The sequence below is a fragment of the Aerococcus sp. L_32 genome, assembly GCF_050689315.1.
This window is the reverse complement of the sequence record NZ_JBOEQF010000004.1, coordinates 21,343-37,823: the sequence shown is the minus strand read 5'-3', so window position 1 is coordinate 37,823 and position 16,481 is coordinate 21,343. Positions and strand designations below refer to the sequence as shown.

General features: G+C 36.8%; 30 protein-coding genes. 25 read left to right on the top strand and 5 right to left on the bottom strand.

What is annotated here, in order from left to right; translation table 11 throughout:
• Positions 1-62 precede the first annotated feature (62 nt).
• From ACRCJ0_RS00890 to ACRCJ0_RS00870, 5 genes are all read right to left on the bottom strand, one after another.
• Positions 63-1,175, bottom strand: a complete 1,113-nt coding sequence (locus ACRCJ0_RS00890; RefSeq protein ID WP_431389195.1) for a tyrosine-type recombinase/integrase — start codon at positions 1,173-1,175, stop codon at positions 63-65.
• 123 nt (positions 1,176-1,298) lie between these two features.
• On the bottom strand, positions 1,299-1,823 hold the full coding sequence (locus ACRCJ0_RS00885; RefSeq protein WP_431389194.1) for an Ltp family lipoprotein: 525 nt from the start codon (positions 1,821-1,823) through the stop codon (positions 1,299-1,301).
• Between the two features lie 86 nt (positions 1,824-1,909).
• Entirely contained in the window at positions 1,910-2,404 is a 495-nt protein-coding gene (locus ACRCJ0_RS00880) for a PH domain-containing protein (protein ID WP_431389193.1), read from the bottom strand.
• Between the two features lie 11 nt (positions 2,405-2,415).
• Complete coding sequence (locus ACRCJ0_RS00875; RefSeq protein WP_431389192.1) at positions 2,416-2,814, bottom strand: ImmA/IrrE family metallo-endopeptidase; 399 nt, start codon at positions 2,812-2,814, stop codon at positions 2,416-2,418.
• Positions 2,815-2,826: 12 nt separating this feature from the next.
• On the bottom strand, positions 2,827-3,255 hold the full coding sequence (locus ACRCJ0_RS00870; protein ID WP_378101327.1) for a helix-turn-helix domain-containing protein: 429 nt from the start codon (positions 3,253-3,255) through the stop codon (positions 2,827-2,829).
• A 239-nt stretch (positions 3,256-3,494) separates the two neighbouring features.
• Here ACRCJ0_RS00870 and ACRCJ0_RS00865 point away from each other — a divergent pair, with 239 nt between their 5' ends.
• The 25 genes from ACRCJ0_RS00865 to terL all read left to right on the top strand — a co-directional run bounded on the left by ACRCJ0_RS00865 (position 3,495) and on the right by terL (position 16,477).
• Positions 3,495-3,698, top strand: coding sequence for a helix-turn-helix domain-containing protein (locus ACRCJ0_RS00865; protein ID WP_378101324.1), 204 nt, complete (start codon positions 3,495-3,497; stop codon positions 3,696-3,698).
• On the top strand, positions 3,699-4,412 hold the full coding sequence (locus tag ACRCJ0_RS00860) for a Rha family transcriptional regulator (protein ID WP_431389191.1): 714 nt from the start codon (positions 3,699-3,701) through the stop codon (positions 4,410-4,412).
• 2 nt (positions 4,413-4,414) lie between these two features.
• Positions 4,415-4,738: a hypothetical protein gene (locus tag ACRCJ0_RS00855; RefSeq protein WP_431389190.1), complete on the top strand. Its 324-nt coding sequence runs from the start codon at positions 4,415-4,417 to the stop codon at positions 4,736-4,738.
• 2 nt (positions 4,739-4,740) lie between these two features.
• Positions 4,741-4,944, top strand: coding sequence for a hypothetical protein (locus tag ACRCJ0_RS00850; RefSeq protein WP_431389189.1), 204 nt, complete (start codon positions 4,741-4,743; stop codon positions 4,942-4,944).
• Entirely contained in the window at positions 4,944-5,168 is a 225-nt protein-coding gene (locus ACRCJ0_RS00845) for a hypothetical protein (protein WP_431389188.1), read from the top strand. Before ACRCJ0_RS00850 ends, ACRCJ0_RS00845 begins: the two co-directional genes overlap by 1 nt.
• Positions 5,146-5,340: a hypothetical protein gene (locus ACRCJ0_RS00840; RefSeq protein ID WP_431389187.1), complete on the top strand. Its 195-nt coding sequence runs from the start codon at positions 5,146-5,148 to the stop codon at positions 5,338-5,340. Before ACRCJ0_RS00845 ends, ACRCJ0_RS00840 begins: the two co-directional genes overlap by 23 nt.
• 13 nt (positions 5,341-5,353) lie before the next feature.
• Complete coding sequence (locus ACRCJ0_RS00835) at positions 5,354-5,530, top strand: hypothetical protein (RefSeq protein ID WP_431389186.1); 177 nt, start codon at positions 5,354-5,356, stop codon at positions 5,528-5,530.
• Positions 5,531-5,588: 58 nt separating this feature from the next.
• Positions 5,589-6,530: a YqaJ viral recombinase family protein gene (locus ACRCJ0_RS00830; protein WP_431389185.1), complete on the top strand. Its 942-nt coding sequence runs from the start codon at positions 5,589-5,591 to the stop codon at positions 6,528-6,530.
• A gap of 2 nt (positions 6,531-6,532) precedes the next feature.
• Positions 6,533-7,465: a recombinase RecT gene (locus ACRCJ0_RS00825; protein ID WP_431389184.1), complete on the top strand. Its 933-nt coding sequence runs from the start codon at positions 6,533-6,535 to the stop codon at positions 7,463-7,465.
• Between the two features lie 9 nt (positions 7,466-7,474).
• Positions 7,475-8,371 carry a phage replisome organizer N-terminal domain-containing protein gene (locus ACRCJ0_RS00820; RefSeq protein ID WP_431389183.1) on the top strand — a complete coding sequence of 299 codons (897 nt, stop codon included), beginning with the start codon at positions 7,475-7,477 and terminating at the stop codon, positions 8,369-8,371.
• Position 8,372: 1 nt separating this feature from the next.
• The gene (locus tag ACRCJ0_RS00815) at positions 8,373-9,182 is read left to right on the top strand and encodes an ATP-binding protein (protein WP_431389182.1); all 810 of its coding nucleotides are present in this window, start codon (positions 8,373-8,375) and stop codon (positions 9,180-9,182) included.
• Positions 9,182-9,400, top strand: coding sequence for a hypothetical protein (locus ACRCJ0_RS00810; RefSeq protein ID WP_431389181.1), 219 nt, complete (start codon positions 9,182-9,184; stop codon positions 9,398-9,400). Before ACRCJ0_RS00815 ends, ACRCJ0_RS00810 begins: the two co-directional genes overlap by 1 nt.
• A 13-nt stretch (positions 9,401-9,413) precedes the next feature.
• Positions 9,414-9,866 carry a hypothetical protein gene (locus ACRCJ0_RS00805; RefSeq protein ID WP_431389180.1) on the top strand — a complete coding sequence of 151 codons (453 nt, stop codon included), beginning with the start codon at positions 9,414-9,416 and terminating at the stop codon, positions 9,864-9,866.
• Positions 9,853-10,245: a RusA family crossover junction endodeoxyribonuclease gene (locus ACRCJ0_RS00800; protein WP_431389179.1), complete on the top strand. Its 393-nt coding sequence runs from the start codon at positions 9,853-9,855 to the stop codon at positions 10,243-10,245. Before ACRCJ0_RS00805 ends, ACRCJ0_RS00800 begins: the two co-directional genes overlap by 14 nt.
• Positions 10,242-10,535, top strand: a complete 294-nt coding sequence (locus ACRCJ0_RS00795) for a hypothetical protein (protein ID WP_431389178.1) — start codon at positions 10,242-10,244, stop codon at positions 10,533-10,535. The genes ACRCJ0_RS00800 and ACRCJ0_RS00795 overlap by 4 nt, the downstream gene beginning before the upstream one ends.
• On the top strand, positions 10,532-11,026 hold the full coding sequence (gene ssb, locus ACRCJ0_RS00790) for a single-stranded DNA-binding protein (protein ID WP_431389177.1): 495 nt from the start codon (positions 10,532-10,534) through the stop codon (positions 11,024-11,026). Before ACRCJ0_RS00795 ends, ssb begins: the two co-directional genes overlap by 4 nt.
• Before the next feature lie 11 nt (positions 11,027-11,037).
• Complete coding sequence (locus ACRCJ0_RS00785) at positions 11,038-11,580, top strand: hypothetical protein (protein WP_431389176.1); 543 nt, start codon at positions 11,038-11,040, stop codon at positions 11,578-11,580.
• A 10-nt stretch (positions 11,581-11,590) separates the two neighbouring features.
• On the top strand, positions 11,591-11,800 hold the full coding sequence (locus tag ACRCJ0_RS00780; protein ID WP_431389175.1) for a hypothetical protein: 210 nt from the start codon (positions 11,591-11,593) through the stop codon (positions 11,798-11,800).
• Positions 11,797-12,234, top strand: coding sequence for a YopX family protein (locus ACRCJ0_RS00775; protein WP_431389174.1), 438 nt, complete (start codon positions 11,797-11,799; stop codon positions 12,232-12,234). Before ACRCJ0_RS00780 ends, ACRCJ0_RS00775 begins: the two co-directional genes overlap by 4 nt.
• A 2-nt stretch (positions 12,235-12,236) precedes the next feature.
• Positions 12,237-12,698 (top strand): hypothetical protein, encoded by a 462-nt coding sequence (locus ACRCJ0_RS00770; RefSeq protein ID WP_431389173.1) that lies wholly within the window; start codon positions 12,237-12,239, stop codon positions 12,696-12,698.
• A 99-nt stretch (positions 12,699-12,797) separates the two neighbouring features.
• On the top strand, positions 12,798-13,424 hold the full coding sequence (pnuC, locus tag ACRCJ0_RS00765) for a nicotinamide riboside transporter PnuC (protein WP_431389172.1): 627 nt from the start codon (positions 12,798-12,800) through the stop codon (positions 13,422-13,424).
• Between the two features lie 138 nt (positions 13,425-13,562).
• Complete coding sequence (locus ACRCJ0_RS00760; protein ID WP_431389171.1) at positions 13,563-13,769, top strand: hypothetical protein; 207 nt, start codon at positions 13,563-13,565, stop codon at positions 13,767-13,769.
• 13 nt (positions 13,770-13,782) lie between these two features.
• Positions 13,783-14,205, top strand: a complete 423-nt coding sequence (locus ACRCJ0_RS00755; protein ID WP_431389170.1) for an ArpU family phage packaging/lysis transcriptional regulator — start codon at positions 13,783-13,785, stop codon at positions 14,203-14,205.
• A 456-nt stretch (positions 14,206-14,661) separates the two neighbouring features.
• Positions 14,662-15,096: a terminase small subunit gene (locus tag ACRCJ0_RS00750; protein ID WP_431389169.1), complete on the top strand. Its 435-nt coding sequence runs from the start codon at positions 14,662-14,664 to the stop codon at positions 15,094-15,096.
• The gene (gene terL, locus ACRCJ0_RS00745) at positions 15,089-16,477 is read left to right on the top strand and encodes a phage terminase large subunit (RefSeq protein ID WP_431389196.1); all 1,389 of its coding nucleotides are present in this window, start codon (positions 15,089-15,091) and stop codon (positions 16,475-16,477) included. The genes ACRCJ0_RS00750 and terL overlap by 8 nt, the downstream gene beginning before the upstream one ends.
• The last annotated feature ends 4 nt before the right edge of the window (positions 16,478-16,481 follow it).

Below are 16,481 nucleotides of genomic sequence, written 5' to 3'. Positions count from 1 at the left end.
ATCGTTGATATATCAACATTTATAGGCTCTCTTATTTCCCTAAGGGGCAGATAAGGGGCAAACTACTTCGCAATGTTCAAATTGAGCATTGCGTTTTTTTGTTGTGCTCGCATTTTTTTCGTAAAGTGAGCATATACTTTATCAATCATCTTGGTATCGGCGTGACCTACCTGTTCAGCGATTATTTCCTTTGATACGCCGTTCTGAACAGCTAGAGATATGAACGTATGTCTAAAGTAATGGGTGCTCACAGTCTTGCTTATAATGCCTTTTAAGCTAACGTTCATCTGCGCAGGTCTGATAGGATAGCCAGTGTTGCCTACAAATAATAGTCGTTGTTCTCTATTTTTATTTGTTTCTAACATTTTCAATTTAGCGTGTTGGATTTGTTCAGTTAAGGCCTTTTTCACATCATCATTAAAAAATACCACACGATCATCACCGTTTTTAGGAGCGGTAAATATTTTATGGTCATGGTCATAATTCTTGCTGACAACAAGCGTGTGTTCTTCTAAATTAACGTCATCAAAATTCAAAGCTACCATTTCACTAAACCGCATACCTGTCCCAGATTGTATGATGGCCATACGAGCATATTCTTCATTATCTTCACTTTTAAAATAGTCAATAATTTGATTTAGTTCATCAGGCTCTAAATACTTCAATTTATTCTTTTCAGACCGATTGATTTTAGGCACTTCTAGCAGGTCTAGCAACATATGTTGGTCAATCCCTTTATACTTCAAAGCAAATTTTACTATTTGTTTCAATGTGTTGTTGGCGAGTACAACTGACGAATATTTATATCTACCATCTGTTAACAACTCTAAATAGTAGTTATTAATCATATTTGCTGCTAATTTTTCAAATTTAACGTTACCAAATTTATTGGTTAACACCTTTATATTGTTAGCCGTTCGCTGGGCAGTTGACTGTTTAACATTTTGCTTGTGTACTTTAAACCAATCATTTGCCACATCCTCTAAAGTTAAGCCACTTTGTGGTGCGTTTATTAATTCTTCAATTCTTTCATTTAAAATTGCAGTAGCTTGCTTCCTAGTGCTTGCTGTATTCTTTTCCATTGTCACACTTACACGTTCCATATTATCCGTTAGTGGGTCTTTATATCGTTCAACAAATTTTACTTTTCCATTAGCTGTTTTTTCTGACCACATTTAAAATCATCCTTTCTTATGTTAAAATAGAGTATACAAAAAGCACACACTTAGTGCGTTTTGTTATACGTCAGAAACCTCACTCTCTGTCCGCCAAGATAGGGGAGTGGGGTGTTTTTTATTTTATTCTAAACTATCTAAACCATGTTGTGCTTGTTCTTCTGTAAAACCTTCAAAAATTAATTGATCATAGACACCTTGGTCAGACATAGCAAAATCTGATTCCGAATAACTTTTCGCAGCTTTTACTGCTTGTTCGTTATAGTCCGCTTCTACATTTTCCATCGCATAATCAATAGCATCTTGTGGAAATTCTTCGAATTCAAGTTGACCGCGTAGTCCAGTTTCTGAAAAATGGAAACCACTGCCTAAATAGCTTTCTGCTTTCTTCAAAGCATTTTTATATTCTCTAGGTAGGTCGCTTTCTTCACTTTCACTAGATTCACTAGTTGAATTTTCTTCCGAAGACTCATTGGAAGACGATTCAGTTGTTGTAACTTCATTAGAATCGCTATCTCCTCCACCAACAATAGAACCGATTAACGTTAAGACAATAATAGCTGCTAGAGCTATTCCTATCCATTTAAAGCATCCACCACGTTTTTTAACCTCAACACCATTTTCATCAAAATATTTTTTTCTTGCCATTTCTTTCTCCTCCTATATGATATAATATTTTTGTAGTCTAAAAGTCCTATTTCAGCTCCCCAGCTATGAAGTAGGGCTATTTTATTTTATAAATCAACTCGATAATCAATTTTACTTCTAGTTTGATAGTTTTGAGTTGCAGCACGAATCTGGTCTTTGATTTCATATGGATTCTGTAACTGCTTAAATATTACTTCTCTACCATCATTTAAATTTAAAACAATGTGGCCAATTTTTAAAACTTTCTCTTTTAGTCCTTGTTTAACATCAATTTTATTAATGTCACCAAGTTCGATTTCCTCACGCTTAGTGGTTAGATTCTTGCGTTCTAGTAATATACGTTGGTTAGTAAGAGTGTAATTAACTCGGGGCAATGATAAATCGACTTTACCACCGATGTTTTGCTTTTTATCTTCCATGCCAAAAAGGTGTGTTGAAAAAGTAGTAATTGTTTCCTCTTTATTTAAACGTTCATGTTTATTACCTGCGGCAGCAGTACCGCCACCATCAACTTTAAAACCGCAATTAGAACAGAACTTCATACCCTCGATATTATTCCCACATTCTGGACAGAACTTCATTACATTTCCTCCTATATAAATCTTTCCATTTCATATGGAATCCCATTTTCTCTCAAAATATCATATTTATTATCGTATGTTTGACCATACAACAATAATAGTGTAGCAAATTCGTTAGCTTCACGTTCTATTTTAGGTATATTTCCAAAGTCATTAGCTCTATAAAAGGTAGTGCTTTGCCCTTTATGCAACACAATGTGACCTAGTTCGTGCGCCAATATATAGCGTTCTTCATAATCGTCTAAATTTTCATCTAATGTAATCACACTAGATCGCTTGTAAGTAGTTTTGTAAGCAAATTTACCACCTAATGGGATTCTTAAAATCTTGATTTGTTTTTCTCTCAAAATAATTTTTGGCTCATTGGTCTTATATTTGTTAATAATCTGATTGACTTGTTTTCTAATCAAATAGCACACCGCCTAGTCACGATATTTTTTAGGCGTATATTTTCTTTTCGCTTCCTCTTTGGCCATACGCAAAGCCATTTCAAGAGAATTCATAAATAATGCACGTTGCTCATCCGACATAGGTTCGCCATAGAAGTTGATTTCAGCACCAGATCCGTCATCTAGACCATTGATGATTTTTTCAACTTCTTCAGCAATGTCTTTTTCATCTTTTTCATTTAAAGCCCAATGTGGTGTTTTGATTTCAGTTCTACCTAATAGGTAATCAGTACTAACATTAAAGTAGTCTGCAACTTTGATTATATGCTGCGTACCTGGTTTAGACTTATCCCATTTACTTATTGTGCCATTCGATATATCTAACTTCCTTTCTAATTCAGCTATGCTGTTAACGTCAGAACTTTGATGTATCAGCTTATTTACTATCATTTTTGGATTCATAATTTACCTCAGTTCAAATAAATATAGATTTCAGTCTATTGATGATTGACAAATAGAATTAAATCTAATAAACTAAGTATGTGCTCGGGAAAAGCATAAATAATTTATTAAGAATTAATCGAAAACTTGATTGCTACGCCAATAGCTTCATGTGTTTATTTGTCATACACACATGATAGAAAACATTCTATTAAAAGTCAATAGAATTCGATTATTTTCTTAGAGAAAAGGTGAGGTGTATGGAGATTTACGACAAAATTAAAGATATTGCGAACAAAAAAGGTATTTCTATTTACCGTATTGAAAGAGATTTAAATTTTTCAAACGGGTCCATTTCAAAGTGGAATACAGCAGTGCCACAATCAACGAGATTGCTAAAAGTTGCAGATTATCTAGGTGTATCTTATCGGTCATTGATTGGTGAGGAAATGGAGGAAAAGTAAATGGAAAATTTAGTAATTATGAAAGATAAGCAAGCAGTTACCACAAGTTTGCAAGTAGCTGAAAACTTTGGAAAACGACACGATCATATATTAAGAGATTTAGACGAACTCAAAGAGGGGCTTACCCAAAACTGGGGAGACTTATTCAGTGAATCAACTTATGTTCATCCGCAGAATAAACAAGAGTATCGAATGATTTATATGAACCGTGATGGCTTCACATTGTTGGCCATGGGTTTCACTGGCAAGAAAGCATTGCAATTCAAAATGGCTTACATTAACGCATTTAATGAAATGGAAACCTATATCCAACAGCAACAGCTACCAATGACACCAGAAGATATTATGATTGCCACACTGGAAACGCAAAAAGAGTTAAAGAAACAAATTTCAACTGTATCAAGTGATGTTGAGGGATTGAAGCAAGAAATTGATTTAAGCCGATTACAGAAATCAAAACTTTCTAAGTTAGTTCGTAAGAACGCTATGGAAGCGGTTGGTGGAAAACATTCGCAAGCTTATGACGGTTTCTATAAGAAAGCTATTTCTGAACACTGGCGAGAAATCAAAAACTATTTCGATGTAGCTAGTTATGAAGAAATTCCAAAGCTAAGATTTGATGAAGCTATGGATCTAGCAGCGATGTGGAAACCATCTATGGAATTAGCTTTTGAAATTAAAAAGTCTAACTCTCAAACGACATTGGGGGTGTAGGCATGGAAGTAGTAAAAGTAAGAGCGATGCACAGTCCGTATGTGTACGCCAAAGACATCAAGGTGCTAATTAATCAGAAAAACGTATCAAACTTCTTACGAAATTTCAGAGAATTTGTAGATGAAAATCCAGCTTATTTCAGTCCATATCGTGGCTATCACAAGCGTACAGGAAAAGATTCACTTTATGATGTGATTCCGATTCTATGGTTTAACGAGAATAAGGAATTTGCAACCGCTGGTAGTCGTACTGTGACATTTAAGCAGGACTTACCAAGGCTGAAAGAATTAGTAGAAATACACACATATAAAGTAGGGGAGATGTAAAAATGAATTATGACAGCAAGAAGTTCTTATATTGGTCATTTGTGACGGTTGCATATTTCATCGGTTGGGCATCAGCGATGGAATTTAATTATAACGATTTGATCGTAACGCTATTGTTTTGGGCAATGGTAGGAAATGCATATAAAGCTTATCAATATGCAAAGACCGCTGACCTGTTTATATGGATTGAGGAGGAAACAGAATAATGGACGAATTACAAAAATTTAAGGTGTTTACAGACACTATCCGAAAAAATAGAGATAAAGCACTTACTGAAAAAATCAAAAAACTGAAATTTAAATCAAATGGTTTTTCTTTAGGTGGCTTGCCTAGTGACCAATTTCACTACAACAAAGCGATTGACGATGTGCTGCTATTAATTGGCTATGAAGAAGAGGAGAACGATAATGGCAAAACGGAAAACGATTGATTTAGTTAAAGAACTTAGACACAAGCATATTCTGGAACATGTTGAAGAATATAGGAAAACTGGTGATGCAAGAGCATTAGAAGATATTGATGCGGTAAATGAATACTATGACGATGTTTTATTAGATTTACACGCAACTTCTATGGTTCAAAAGTTTCAAAACTATTCATAAATGAGGTGAAAACATGCGAAACGGTGTATATGACTTAGACAACCAACAATATTATCCATTGGATGACGAATTACCGACATTCGAAGTGCAGCTAACCGGAACAGTGTTAGTTGATGCAGAAGACGAAGATGAAGCCAAAGACTTGGCGAGTATGTTTGATGTGGATCACTGGGAAAAGGAAATTATATAAAAAAGCACCACTTGGCAGAGTGGCGCTGAGAAAAATATATCTAAGGAGAGTATAGCACATGGGATACAAATTAACCAAAACAGATGAAGATTGGCACCTATTCAGGTCTGAGGGCTTGGGTGGGTCTGATATTGGTACAGTCCTAGGCTTCAACAATTTTAAGAGTCCTTATCAGTTGTGGCTTGAGAAAACAGGGCAACTTGAACCTGATGACATAAGCAAGAAGGTAGCTATTCAAGTAGGTAATGAGCTTGAGGACCTAGTAGCACGTATCTTCACCCAAGAAACAGGTATCAGGGTCCAAAAGGATAACAAGAGCTATTTCAAGGATGATAAACCATTCTTACATGCAAATATTGACCGCAAGATTATAGGCGAGAATGCACTGTTGGAATGTAAAACGACTGGAGCACACAACAAGGCACAATGGAAAGGTGATAACGTGCCAGCAAGCTATTTGCTACAAGTGCAGCACTATTTGAACGTCCTTGACTATGACTATGCTTATATCGCCGTTATCATCGGTAACTTTGATTTTCAATATAAGCGCATTGAGCGAGACCAAGAACTTATTGACCTAGTAGAAGAACGAGCTACAAAGTTTTGGCTTGAAAACGTCAAACAAGGGATACCGCCTGAAATTGATGGTTCAACGTCCACCAAGGAGAGCTTAGACCAGCTATATAGCCCGTCATATGTGAACAAAGTGCCTATGGATAAAATTATGATCCAGACCGCTGAAGAATTGGCACGTATCAAAATCACGATAAAAGATTTAAATATGGCGAAGACCGAAAAAGAGAACAAAATCAAGCTTTACATGGGTCAACATGAAGCAGAAGAAATTACATCAGAGACAATTAATGCAAACTGGAAAACACAAGTTAGTAAACGCTTTGATACTAAAAGATTTAAGGAAGAGCATCCAGAAATCGCTGCAAATTACATGAATGAAACCACCACTAAAGTATTACGACTTAAAGAAGTCAAGGAGGCATAATAATGGCAACAACTAACTCAATTAAAAATCAAATGACACAACAACCCACTAGCAATGCACCAGTACCACAAGGTAATTCTGTTAAAACATTGCTTCAAAATCCAGCAATCCAAAAGAAATTTAATGAAGTGCTTAAAGATAAGTCATCAACATTCACCTCAAGCTTAATCACGCTTGTTAACAATGATAGCTATTTAGCTGATTCAGAACCTATGAGCATTATCGCAGGGGCTATGCAAGCAGCGCAATTAGATTTACCAGTAGAAAAACAATTTGGATTCGCTTATCTTGTGCCGTTTAACGAAAAGAACAAACAGACAGGAAAATGGGAAAAGAAAGCTCAATTTATGCTTGGGTATCGTGGTTATATCCAATTAGCACAGCGATCAGGACAATATAAGTCTATCAACGTGATTAACGTACACGAGGGCGAATTAGAGAGCTGGAACCCACTTACAGAAGAAGCGGTATATAACCCAGAGAATAAGCAATCAGATGCAGTGATTGGCTATATTGGCTACTTCAAATTGCTTAATGGTTTTGAGAAAACAACTTACTGGACTAGAGAGCAAGTAGAACGCCACCGTATCGAAAATAACAAGGGAAAAGATAAGCAGAAACTTACAGGAGTATGGGCGTCAAACTATGATGCTATGGCACAAAAAACTGTGCTTAGAAACCTTTTAAGTAAGTGGGGTATCTTATCCATCGAGATGCAAAAAGGCGTGCTTGCAGACGATTCTGTTAATAATTTTGATGACTCAGGCGAGGTTAATCGTGTAGACGTGACAGACTCATTCAAAGAGGAGCCAACACAGATTGAAGAACCTAGCAAGTCAATTGATTCTGAAACTGGTGAAATCATTGAATCTATCGAAGACGATGCAACTGCTAATTATTATCAGAGTGCGAGCAAAAGCAGCAATAGCAAGTAGGTGAGGGCAATGAGTGAAGTTAAATGGATTAAATTATCAATAAACATGTTTGATGATGAAAAGATGAAGCTCATTCGCACAATGCCAGAGGGCGACAAAATCATTGTTATATGGGTTCAATTGCTTTGCTTGGCAGGAAAGACCAATGATGGCGGTGCGGTATACATGGGTCAAAATATCTACTACACAGATGAAATGCTAGCAACTATATGTGGTCAACCAGTTAACATCATGCGCTTAGCAATTAAAACTTTAGAACAGTTTGGAATGATTGAAAAGTATCAAGATGGACTGATTGAAATAGCAAATTGGAGCAAGCACCAAAGTACTGACAAGATGGAACAGATGAAGATTCAAAACCGTGAACGTCAGCAGAAATACTATTACCGTCAGCGTTTGAGAGAAATTGGCTATGAAGAGAAAGAAATACCAGATGATCTTGAAGCGTTAAAAAAAGAGTTTGAAAAACCTAACGTTAGTCTCACGTTACCTAACGCTACAGAAGTAAGAGGTAAGAAGTTAGAAGAAAGAAGTAAGAAGATAGATGTAAGAAGTAAGAGAAATACATTGTCGGGTTCTGACGAACCTGACCGTGTGCCTTACGAAGAAATTACGGATTATCTAAATGAAAAAGCAGGTAGTCAATTCAGATCATCAACCAAAAAGACACAATCATTAATTAAAGCTAGATTCAACGAAGGTTTTAAGATTGATGACTTTAAGACAGTAATAGATATCAAAACTAATGAATGGTTGAACAACAAAGATATGAGCAAGTATTTGAGACCTGAAACCTTATTTGGCACTAAATTTGAAAGTTATTTAAACCAAGAACATAAGCCTGTAAGTAACAACAGTGCTAATGAGCAATGGCTGAATCAATTAGATAGCTTGATGGAGGGATAGCATGAATGATTTAAAAGATTACTTCAAAAGTAAATTAAAAGAAGTTGATGAAACATGCGAAATCCATGGAAGTAAATTGGTTAGTGGCTTTGGTAGACCAGCGATATGTATGGAATGTGCAAAGGAAGATAAAGAAAAGCGTGAACAAGAGCTTGTAGAAAAAGTGAGTGCTGACTATTTTAAGCGGAATACATATAACTGGCTTGGCCAGCATTCAATATTTCTAGACGAAACCTTGAAACAATCAACTTTTGAAAGCTATGAAACTATTGAAGATGAAGCAGTCAGAAACAAAGAACAAGCCTTGCAGATTGCAAGAGAGTATTACAAGGGCGCAACGTTCAATAGCTTACTGACAGGTAATGCTGGTGCAGGTAAGAGCCACTTGGCCATGAGTATGTTGCGAGTAGTAAACGAGTATAGCAGCCCATACAGGAAATGCTTATTCATTTCAGTTGATGAGCTGATGAGAAAAATTAAAGCAGGATTCAATCGAACTGGCGATTACTACTACACAGAAGAGCGCATGATTAACCTGCTTACAGAAGCGGATTTACTCGTATTGGATGACTTAGGAGCAGAAACAGGGGCTATCAATTCAGATAAGACTGCAACTGACTTCACCACTAAAATGCTTTACGCAATCGTGAATGGTCGAATGAGTAAGCCAACAATCATTACTACCAACTTAGATACTAGATCATTGGGCAAGAAATACGACAGCAAGCTAATTTCAAGAATGATGAAAGGTGCTAAGGGTCACGTAATCCAGTTTAAAGAAACTGAAGACAAGAGAATGGAGCTATTTTGATGACAGTAACTTATGTGGGCTTTGGCGACACCAGAGCCCTTGAAATGGAATATGACGGTAAATGGCGAATCCATAACGGTAGTACGTGGGTACATGGATTTGAAACTAAAGCAGAAGCATTGTTCTGGTGTGAGAAGTGGAAAGGCCAAGCGGTAGCCTTAGCTATTTTTAACCCAGAAACTGGACTGAATTCTTATACAGACATGACATTTATGTAGGAGGAAATAGAAAATGGCAAAAATCATGATTAGCTCAACAGCAGGAAAAGTAACTTTTGAAGCAGAAGAAATTACACAAAGAAAGGTAATGCTGCTATTACAGTTAATTGGCACTCAAGATGAGCCGTCTGTAACCATTGACACAAAAGCTTTTGAAGGAAATTTTGTTCCAGAAACAGAAAAAGAAGAAATGGAACATGACAAAAATTGGTACGAATATGGCGATTCGGTAAAAGTGGCGATTGATTGCCCTGCATGTAAGACAAAAAAACAAGTTTATGGTCGATATGGAAATCGAAATACAAAATGCCCAGATTGTTTCACAAAATTACACAATGACCCCGCCACAGTTGAAGGCTTTGGAGTGAAAGATGATGAAGGCAATTTCTATTCAGCTAATTCTATTCACTACACAGATGATGAACAAAGAGAGCTAAAAAAAGTGTTTGGTAATGATGGCGAATAAAGAAATCATCATCCCACACGAGCTAATAGACTTAAATAACTATGTGAATGCGGAACGAGCTAACCGATTCCAAGGTGCTAAGTTGAAAAAGAAATATACAAGACTTTGCGCTTTGGCGGTTAAATCCGCTATTAAAAAAGGCTTAGCAGTTACAGAAATCGATATGCCTGTAGACCTACATTTTACTTGGTATGTGCCTAGTAAGCGCAAAGATAAGGATAATATCGCCTTTGCAAAGAAATTTATCCTTGATGGCATGCTGCAAGTTGGATTAATTGAAAACGATGGTTGGAAGCAGATAGGAAATTTTACAGATACGTTTGTAGTGGATAAAGAGAATCCCAGAGTAGTAGTGGAAATAGAAGGAGCAAACGAATGACAAAAATCAAAATCAACGAAAAGTATCACATTGAAGTTGACCGGTACAACTACACATTAGTCGAAACTATTAAATACGTGAACAAAAAGGGCGAAGATGATGAACGTGACAATCCACTTGGATATTACCCAGCGTTAGAAAATGCACTTATAGCTTTAAGCCATTTAATGACTATTAGAGAGCTAGAAACATATTCGATAGACGAATACATTACCCAATCAATTGAATGCTCAAAAACAATACGTAACAGCCTTAAATTGAATGTTAAGGACTTGGAGGAACTAAAATGATGAATTCGGTGCAATTAATCGGCAGATTAACCAAAGATATAGATTTGAGATACACACAATCAGGTACAGCAGTCGGATCGTTCAATTTAGCAGTGGAACGAAACTTTAAAAATGCAGACGGAGAACGTGAGACAGACTTTATTCGTTGCCAGATTTGGCGAAAGGCAGCGGAAAATTTTGCTAAATTCACTAAGAAAGGGTCATTGGTAGGTTTAGAGGGTAAACTCCAAACTCGAAACTATGAGAACAACCAAGGTCAACGAGTGTACGTTACAGAGGTAGTTATCGAAAACTTCAGTTTGCTAGAGAGCAAAAAGGATAGCCAAAATAATAACGCTAGTGGCGCTCAAAATAACGACGTGGGTAATTACAACCAACAAACACAAAACGCCACACAGGAGAATTATGGAGCAGATAACGCTAGTCAGTTTGGTGGGTTTGCCAATCAGCAAAATAGCATCAACGTAACAGATGATCAGTTACCGTTTTAGGAGGATAGAATATGAATTACTTATCAACTAGAGATTTATACAAATTACTGTCTTTTGAATTTGACATGACCCAAACCAAAATGCGTGAAGATTGTGAAGTAAGGATGTTCCTATGGCATAAAGACGAAGATATTAAGGATATGCTGCCTAAGATTGATAAAGGATTAGCCCAGCTTTTCGGACATGATTATCGTAGTCCTGAAAATATCAGAAAATATGAGCGACACAGAGACATTGCACGCGATATCGACCCGAATATAATTGCTCAATACCGAATTGATAATGGCTATAGCATTAGTAAACTAGCAAGTTTAGCAGACATACCATACGAAACTGTCCGCAAAATAGAAAATTCAATTTCAGAGATTTCATCTTGGAGACAATATCAGAATTTAGCAGCGATTATTGGCAATGATTTATTAAAAGCTGATAGCAAGTATAAAGAGCGAAAAGACAAAAATCGCAATCCTAAGAAGAGATCCATTACTTTTAAAAATATTGCAACAAGAGGTAGTAAATTGAGTTGGGAAATTGGTCATAAGGTAGTTTATTAGGAGGCAAATAATGGTGAGTAAAGTTATTCTAGAAGATCCATTGACACATTTAAGACGTGAAAGAGAACGCTGCTTAAGTGAACGAGAATTGTACGAATCCCGTCTGTTTGACTTAATAGACACGGTGATAGTAATTAATCAGACTATTTTAAATTATGACAAAGCCATTGAAAAATTAGAGGAGGAGCAGCAACAAGAAAGGGAGCGTGAGAGGGAATGAGAGAAATTAAATTTAGAGCGTGGGACAACGGAATGGAAATGATGGTCTACCAAGGTGATGATGAAATCCATATCTGTTTTGACGGTGAGAAGTGGAAGTTGCTTGATTACTATAGAACGTATTGGGAAACAGATGAATATGGTATGAATGAAATTGAACAGCCTTGGGAAGTTGAAAATATTGAGATAATGCAATACACAGGATTAAAAGATAGCAACGGTGTTGAAATATATGAGGGCGATTTTCTGATGGCTGGTGACGCTTATCTGGGTGTCATTAAATACCATTCGACAAGGGCGCAATTTATCGGGAAAAACATCGGTGAGACATTTCAAGAAGATGAATACGACACATTATACACAAAAAATGGCAGATTTAATTCTGCGAAAGTCATCGGAAACATCTACGAAAACCCAGAATTATTGGAGGACTAACAATGAACATCCAAGAAAGAATTGAAGCTTTAGAAACAGAATTTAACGAGAAGATTAAAGCGTTGAAAGCGGAAGTGTCGCAGGAAAAAGAGTTTCCACAAGACGGTGACGAGTATTGGTACATAGATGACGAAGGAGATATCTTAAACGAAAAGTGGGATGGTCTTGATTTTGAAGAATATAGGCTTGAAATTGGCAATATTTATAAAACAGAAGATGAAGCAGAATTTGCAGTAGACAAACTAAAAGTAGAAGCGGAGTTGCGGAAGTTTAGCAGACCGTTTAAGCGAGATTCATTAAATTTTGTTATGTGTTTCGATACGGAAGAAGATAAACTTTACGGCGAAACAAGACGCTTTATGAATCAAGGGTCACTATATTTTGACTGGGGTCAAGTTGCACGAGCCGTGGACGAAGTCGGCGAAGGGCGTATCAAAAAATTCATTTTCGGAGTGGAGGACTGACTATGAAACACCCAGACATTGAGAAGTTAAAATACCAAGCATTGTTAGATCGAATTGAAGAATTAGAAAAACGTATGGAGAAACTGGAGAAGAAGAAAAATGACAACTAAACAAAAAGTAATCACACTACAAGTTATCGCTACTTTATACATTCTCGGTAGCACCATCTACAACAACCTAGATGGCATTGACTGGTTATCAACAACAACAGGTATGCTAGGGCTGATTGGGAATATGTTCTTGGTTTGGAAATCAAAAACTACCTTTGTATTCAACATGTCAAACAACGTTCTAGGTTTCATCCTAAACTTTAAAAATCGTTTCTTTGCTGAAGTCGGTATGAACGCATGGTATTTTGGAACACAATTCTTCAAAGGTATTCCGTACTTTAAAACCAATACAGACGAAAAAGGGGAAGTTATCACTGATGGTGTAACAAACAAGAAAGCACTGGCTAAACAAGTAACAATCGGTTTCGCTGCTATGGGTTTGTTCTCACTATTACTAAAAGGAAATATGGTGTTCTTGGATAGTTTCCAAAATGGAATTGCAATTGCTGCTCAAAACAGGAATATGGGCGGTAAAGCAGACGGTTGGTTGTTATGGATCGCTTCAAACTTAATCAACATTGTTGTGTGGGGTTGGGTAGGTAACTGGGTTATGGTAGGTAGTTTTATTGCATACGCAATCAACGCCTATGCTGGATATCTAAATTGGAGTGATTAATATGGGCTTAATAACACAAATACTAGTGTGCATTGGCTCTTTTGCCCTAATTGTCGTGGTAGGTACTTCTGTAGGGATACTACTTGTTACGGTAGAAGACATCATTGCAGAGCGTGAGCAGGAAAGGGAAAGGTCAAAATGGCGTACAAAAAAGTAACGGTAATTCAAGGGAAAACAGGTTGCTTAGAAATAGACGGGGAAAGTTCCTATGAGCAAGTAGATAGACAGGTTAAATCTAATAAGCAAGATATCTATGTAAACGAGGATATCGGCAGTATGGTGACTGAGAGAATCATTAGGGCAAGTGATATTGAAGCGTACTATGTTAAGGATGTAATAAACTAGAAGGAGTGTTGGCATGCTATTTCCAGAAGTTGATGAAAAAGCTACAAAAGAAAAAGTGGATAGTTTACTAAAGAACTATCATAAGATTAGACGTCTGTCAGGCATGCCAATTGAGCAGAAGGTCACAGCAACATATAGCCTAGATCCGAAGAGCTTCACCGGTATGAATTCAAGTGTAATTGAGAATGGGACTATTAAGAAATTAGATGCAGTTAGCTTATATCGAGATATCAATGCTGCAATTAATACCTTGGATGCTTATTCTAGAAAACGCATATACAATAAGTACATCAATTCAACTAGGTTTTATGATTATGAGGTTTATAGCGCTGAAAACATCAGCGAAGCAACCTATTACCGTGAAGTTGGCAAAGCTATGATAGAATTTGCGGAAGCTTTTCAAAGTGGTAGTTTGCTAGTTTTTGAAAATGAGTGATTATTGAAAGATGTGTGATTGAGAAACATAGTATTATGCTAATTGAGATAAGTCGGTAAACTTATCTCGCCTCCTTTTTGGATTACCATTTCGTGAGATAAACGAGTAAAGTCCTTGAGCCACGGAAATGGTGCAAGGCAAAAGTTGGGTCACCTCCCGACTATATATAACAGTGACTATGCTTGGTAGCGAGAATACAGCACGATTCTGTGGGTTCGATTCCCACAATAGTTATAGCAAGGCACAGCCAGCTCAAATAATGAAGCTCATTTAATTATCACTGACTAACCTTGCTTATTGAAAACTATATAAGATATTCTTGCATTGCTTTAAATTCAGGTCGTTGAGATAGCTTATGTAGTTTTGAGTAATAAATATAACATCAATAGCTACCCAGCCTTTAAATAGGCACACTTACGAGTGACGGGTGGCTTTTTATTTTAGAAAGGAGTTGAGATGATGAGAAATAAAGAAGCAACTGCACAGCAAAAATTATTTGTTGACGAATATTTAAAATTGAGAAAATCGAATCAAAAGAAAGCTGCATTGAACGCTGGATATAGTCCGAAAAGTGCAGAAGCTCAAGCATCTCAACTTCTTAAGAATCCTAGGGTTAGAGCTTATTTGGACGAACGAGAAAGCCAATTGGAAAAAGAGTTACGAAAAGAATTCATGTTCGATGCTTTAGAGGCAAGAAAGGTCATGTTTGAAATCATGAACGATGAAGAAGCACCGGACAATGTTCGAGTGAGTGCTGCTAAAGATTTCCTTGACCGAGCAGGATTTAAACCAATTGAAAAGCAAGAGATTTCTGGTGAATTAAAGACTACAAATGCTTTTGCAGAATTAACTACTGAAGAACTGAAAAAGTTAGCTGATGGCTATGAATAAAACAGCATATATTAAACAACAATCACGTTTGGAATTGGCCAGACGTGATTTTTTTAGATTCTGTAATCTAGTTACACCAAAGTTTTATAAGCCTAATCGTCAGTATTTAATTGATTTGTGTAATGACATGCAAGAATTTATGCATGATGAGAACGATATTCTCGTTTTAAATATGCCACCAAGGCACGGAAAATCTTTCACAGCTACTAAATTCACACAATGGCAATTAGGAATAGATCCTAGCAAGAAGATTATGACAGGGTCATACAATGAACGGCTGTCCACTACCTTTTCAAAAGCAGTTAGAAATGGCATCCAAGAGATTAAAGGGGATGACGATATTTTAATCTATAACGACATTTTCCCCGATACTAAAATCAAATATGGCGATGCCAATATGAATTTATGGTCATTGGATGGTAGCCAGACGAACAACTACTTAGCAACTTCTCCCGGTGGTACTGCCACAGGTTTTGGTGCTGACTTGATTATCATTGATGACTTAATTAAGAACTCGGAAGAAGCTAACAATGCTATGGTTTTGCAAAAACACCATGAATGGTTTACGGACACAATGCTATCAAGGTTAGAGTCTAACGGTAAAATCATCATAATTATGACGAGATGGTCATCTAACGACTTAGCGGGTTATGTGCTGAATGAACTACCTAAGAATGGTTACAAGGTCAAGCACATCAATTTAAAGGCTAAACAGGACGATGGCACAATGCTATGTGAAGATGTTTTGAGTTTAAAAGAGTTTACCCGTAAGTTTAAAACGATGAGCCCTGATATCGCCAACGCTAACTACCAACAAGAACCAATCGACTTGAAGGGTGCTTTATATTCTGGCTTTAAAACATATCGAGAAAGGCCAGAATTTAAAGAGATTGCTGCTTATATTGATACGGCTGACACTGGTAACGATAATCTAGCAGGCTTTATCTACGGCGTTACATTCGATGATGATGCGTATATCCTAGATTCAATATACACCAAGGAACCGATGGAAGTCACAGAACCGTTAACAGCTCGTAAACTAGCCGAAAATTCGGTCAATGTGGCTCATATTGAATCAAACAATGGTGGGCGTGGATTTGCAAGGTCGGTTGAAAGGCAATTGCCTAATAATCGCACTGTCATTTCGAAATTTACACAATCTAAGAATAAGCAGGCAAGGATCTTATCAAATGCTACTTGGGTTATGGAACATGTTTATTTCCCAGAGAATTGGCACAACAAATGGCCGGAGCTGTATAAAGACTTAATAACTTATCAAAGAGAAGGTAAGAACGCTCATGATGATGCACCGGATGCACTAACTGGTATCGGTGAGAAGATGGGTACAGGCATCGTAATCAAAACATATAAAGGTTTTTAAGGGG

Excerpts from the sequence above, each read along its gene's own strand:
- ACRCJ0_RS00890 (WP_431389195.1), bottom strand. The coding sequence starts at position 1,175 with ATGTGGTCAGAAAAAACAGCTAATGGAAAAGTAAAATTTGTTGAACGA.
- ACRCJ0_RS00885 (WP_431389194.1), bottom strand. The coding sequence starts at position 1,823 with ATGGCAAGAAAAAAATATTTTGATGAAAATGGTGTTGAGGTTAAAAAA.
- ACRCJ0_RS00880 (WP_431389193.1), bottom strand. The coding sequence starts at position 2,404 with ATGAAGTTCTGTCCAGAATGTGGGAATAATATCGAGGGTATGAAGTTC.
- ACRCJ0_RS00870 (WP_378101327.1), bottom strand. The coding sequence starts at position 3,255 with ATGAATCCAAAAATGATAGTAAATAAGCTGATACATCAAAGTTCTGAC.
- ACRCJ0_RS00865 (WP_378101324.1), top strand. The coding sequence starts at position 3,495 with ATGGAGATTTACGACAAAATTAAAGATATTGCGAACAAAAAAGGTATT.
- ACRCJ0_RS00860 (WP_431389191.1), top strand. The coding sequence starts at position 3,699 with ATGGAAAATTTAGTAATTATGAAAGATAAGCAAGCAGTTACCACAAGT.
- ACRCJ0_RS00855 (WP_431389190.1), top strand. The coding sequence starts at position 4,415 with ATGGAAGTAGTAAAAGTAAGAGCGATGCACAGTCCGTATGTGTACGCC.
- ACRCJ0_RS00850 (WP_431389189.1), top strand. The coding sequence starts at position 4,741 with ATGAATTATGACAGCAAGAAGTTCTTATATTGGTCATTTGTGACGGTT.
- ACRCJ0_RS00845 (WP_431389188.1), top strand. The coding sequence starts at position 4,944 with ATGGACGAATTACAAAAATTTAAGGTGTTTACAGACACTATCCGAAAA.
- ACRCJ0_RS00840 (WP_431389187.1), top strand. The coding sequence starts at position 5,146 with ATGGCAAAACGGAAAACGATTGATTTAGTTAAAGAACTTAGACACAAG.
- ACRCJ0_RS00835 (WP_431389186.1), top strand. The coding sequence starts at position 5,354 with ATGCGAAACGGTGTATATGACTTAGACAACCAACAATATTATCCATTG.
- ACRCJ0_RS00830 (WP_431389185.1), top strand. The coding sequence starts at position 5,589 with ATGGGATACAAATTAACCAAAACAGATGAAGATTGGCACCTATTCAGG.
- ACRCJ0_RS00825 (WP_431389184.1), top strand. The coding sequence starts at position 6,533 with ATGGCAACAACTAACTCAATTAAAAATCAAATGACACAACAACCCACT.
- ACRCJ0_RS00820 (WP_431389183.1), top strand. The coding sequence starts at position 7,475 with ATGAGTGAAGTTAAATGGATTAAATTATCAATAAACATGTTTGATGAT.
- ACRCJ0_RS00815 (WP_431389182.1), top strand. The coding sequence starts at position 8,373 with ATGAATGATTTAAAAGATTACTTCAAAAGTAAATTAAAAGAAGTTGAT.
- ACRCJ0_RS00810 (WP_431389181.1), top strand. The coding sequence starts at position 9,182 with ATGACAGTAACTTATGTGGGCTTTGGCGACACCAGAGCCCTTGAAATG.
- ACRCJ0_RS00805 (WP_431389180.1), top strand. The coding sequence starts at position 9,414 with ATGGCAAAAATCATGATTAGCTCAACAGCAGGAAAAGTAACTTTTGAA.
- ACRCJ0_RS00800 (WP_431389179.1), top strand. The coding sequence starts at position 9,853 with ATGATGGCGAATAAAGAAATCATCATCCCACACGAGCTAATAGACTTA.
- ACRCJ0_RS00795 (WP_431389178.1), top strand. The coding sequence starts at position 10,242 with ATGACAAAAATCAAAATCAACGAAAAGTATCACATTGAAGTTGACCGG.
- ssb (WP_431389177.1), top strand. The coding sequence starts at position 10,532 with ATGATGAATTCGGTGCAATTAATCGGCAGATTAACCAAAGATATAGAT.
- ACRCJ0_RS00785 (WP_431389176.1), top strand. The coding sequence starts at position 11,038 with ATGAATTACTTATCAACTAGAGATTTATACAAATTACTGTCTTTTGAA.
- ACRCJ0_RS00780 (WP_431389175.1), top strand. The coding sequence starts at position 11,591 with ATGGTGAGTAAAGTTATTCTAGAAGATCCATTGACACATTTAAGACGT.
- ACRCJ0_RS00775 (WP_431389174.1), top strand. The coding sequence starts at position 11,797 with ATGAGAGAAATTAAATTTAGAGCGTGGGACAACGGAATGGAAATGATG.
- ACRCJ0_RS00770 (WP_431389173.1), top strand. The coding sequence starts at position 12,237 with ATGAACATCCAAGAAAGAATTGAAGCTTTAGAAACAGAATTTAACGAG.
- pnuC (WP_431389172.1), top strand. The coding sequence starts at position 12,798 with ATGACAACTAAACAAAAAGTAATCACACTACAAGTTATCGCTACTTTA.
- ACRCJ0_RS00760 (WP_431389171.1), top strand. The coding sequence starts at position 13,563 with ATGGCGTACAAAAAAGTAACGGTAATTCAAGGGAAAACAGGTTGCTTA.
- ACRCJ0_RS00755 (WP_431389170.1), top strand. The coding sequence starts at position 13,783 with ATGCTATTTCCAGAAGTTGATGAAAAAGCTACAAAAGAAAAAGTGGAT.
- ACRCJ0_RS00750 (WP_431389169.1), top strand. The coding sequence starts at position 14,662 with ATGATGAGAAATAAAGAAGCAACTGCACAGCAAAAATTATTTGTTGAC.
- terL (WP_431389196.1), top strand. The coding sequence starts at position 15,089 with ATGAATAAAACAGCATATATTAAACAACAATCACGTTTGGAATTGGCC.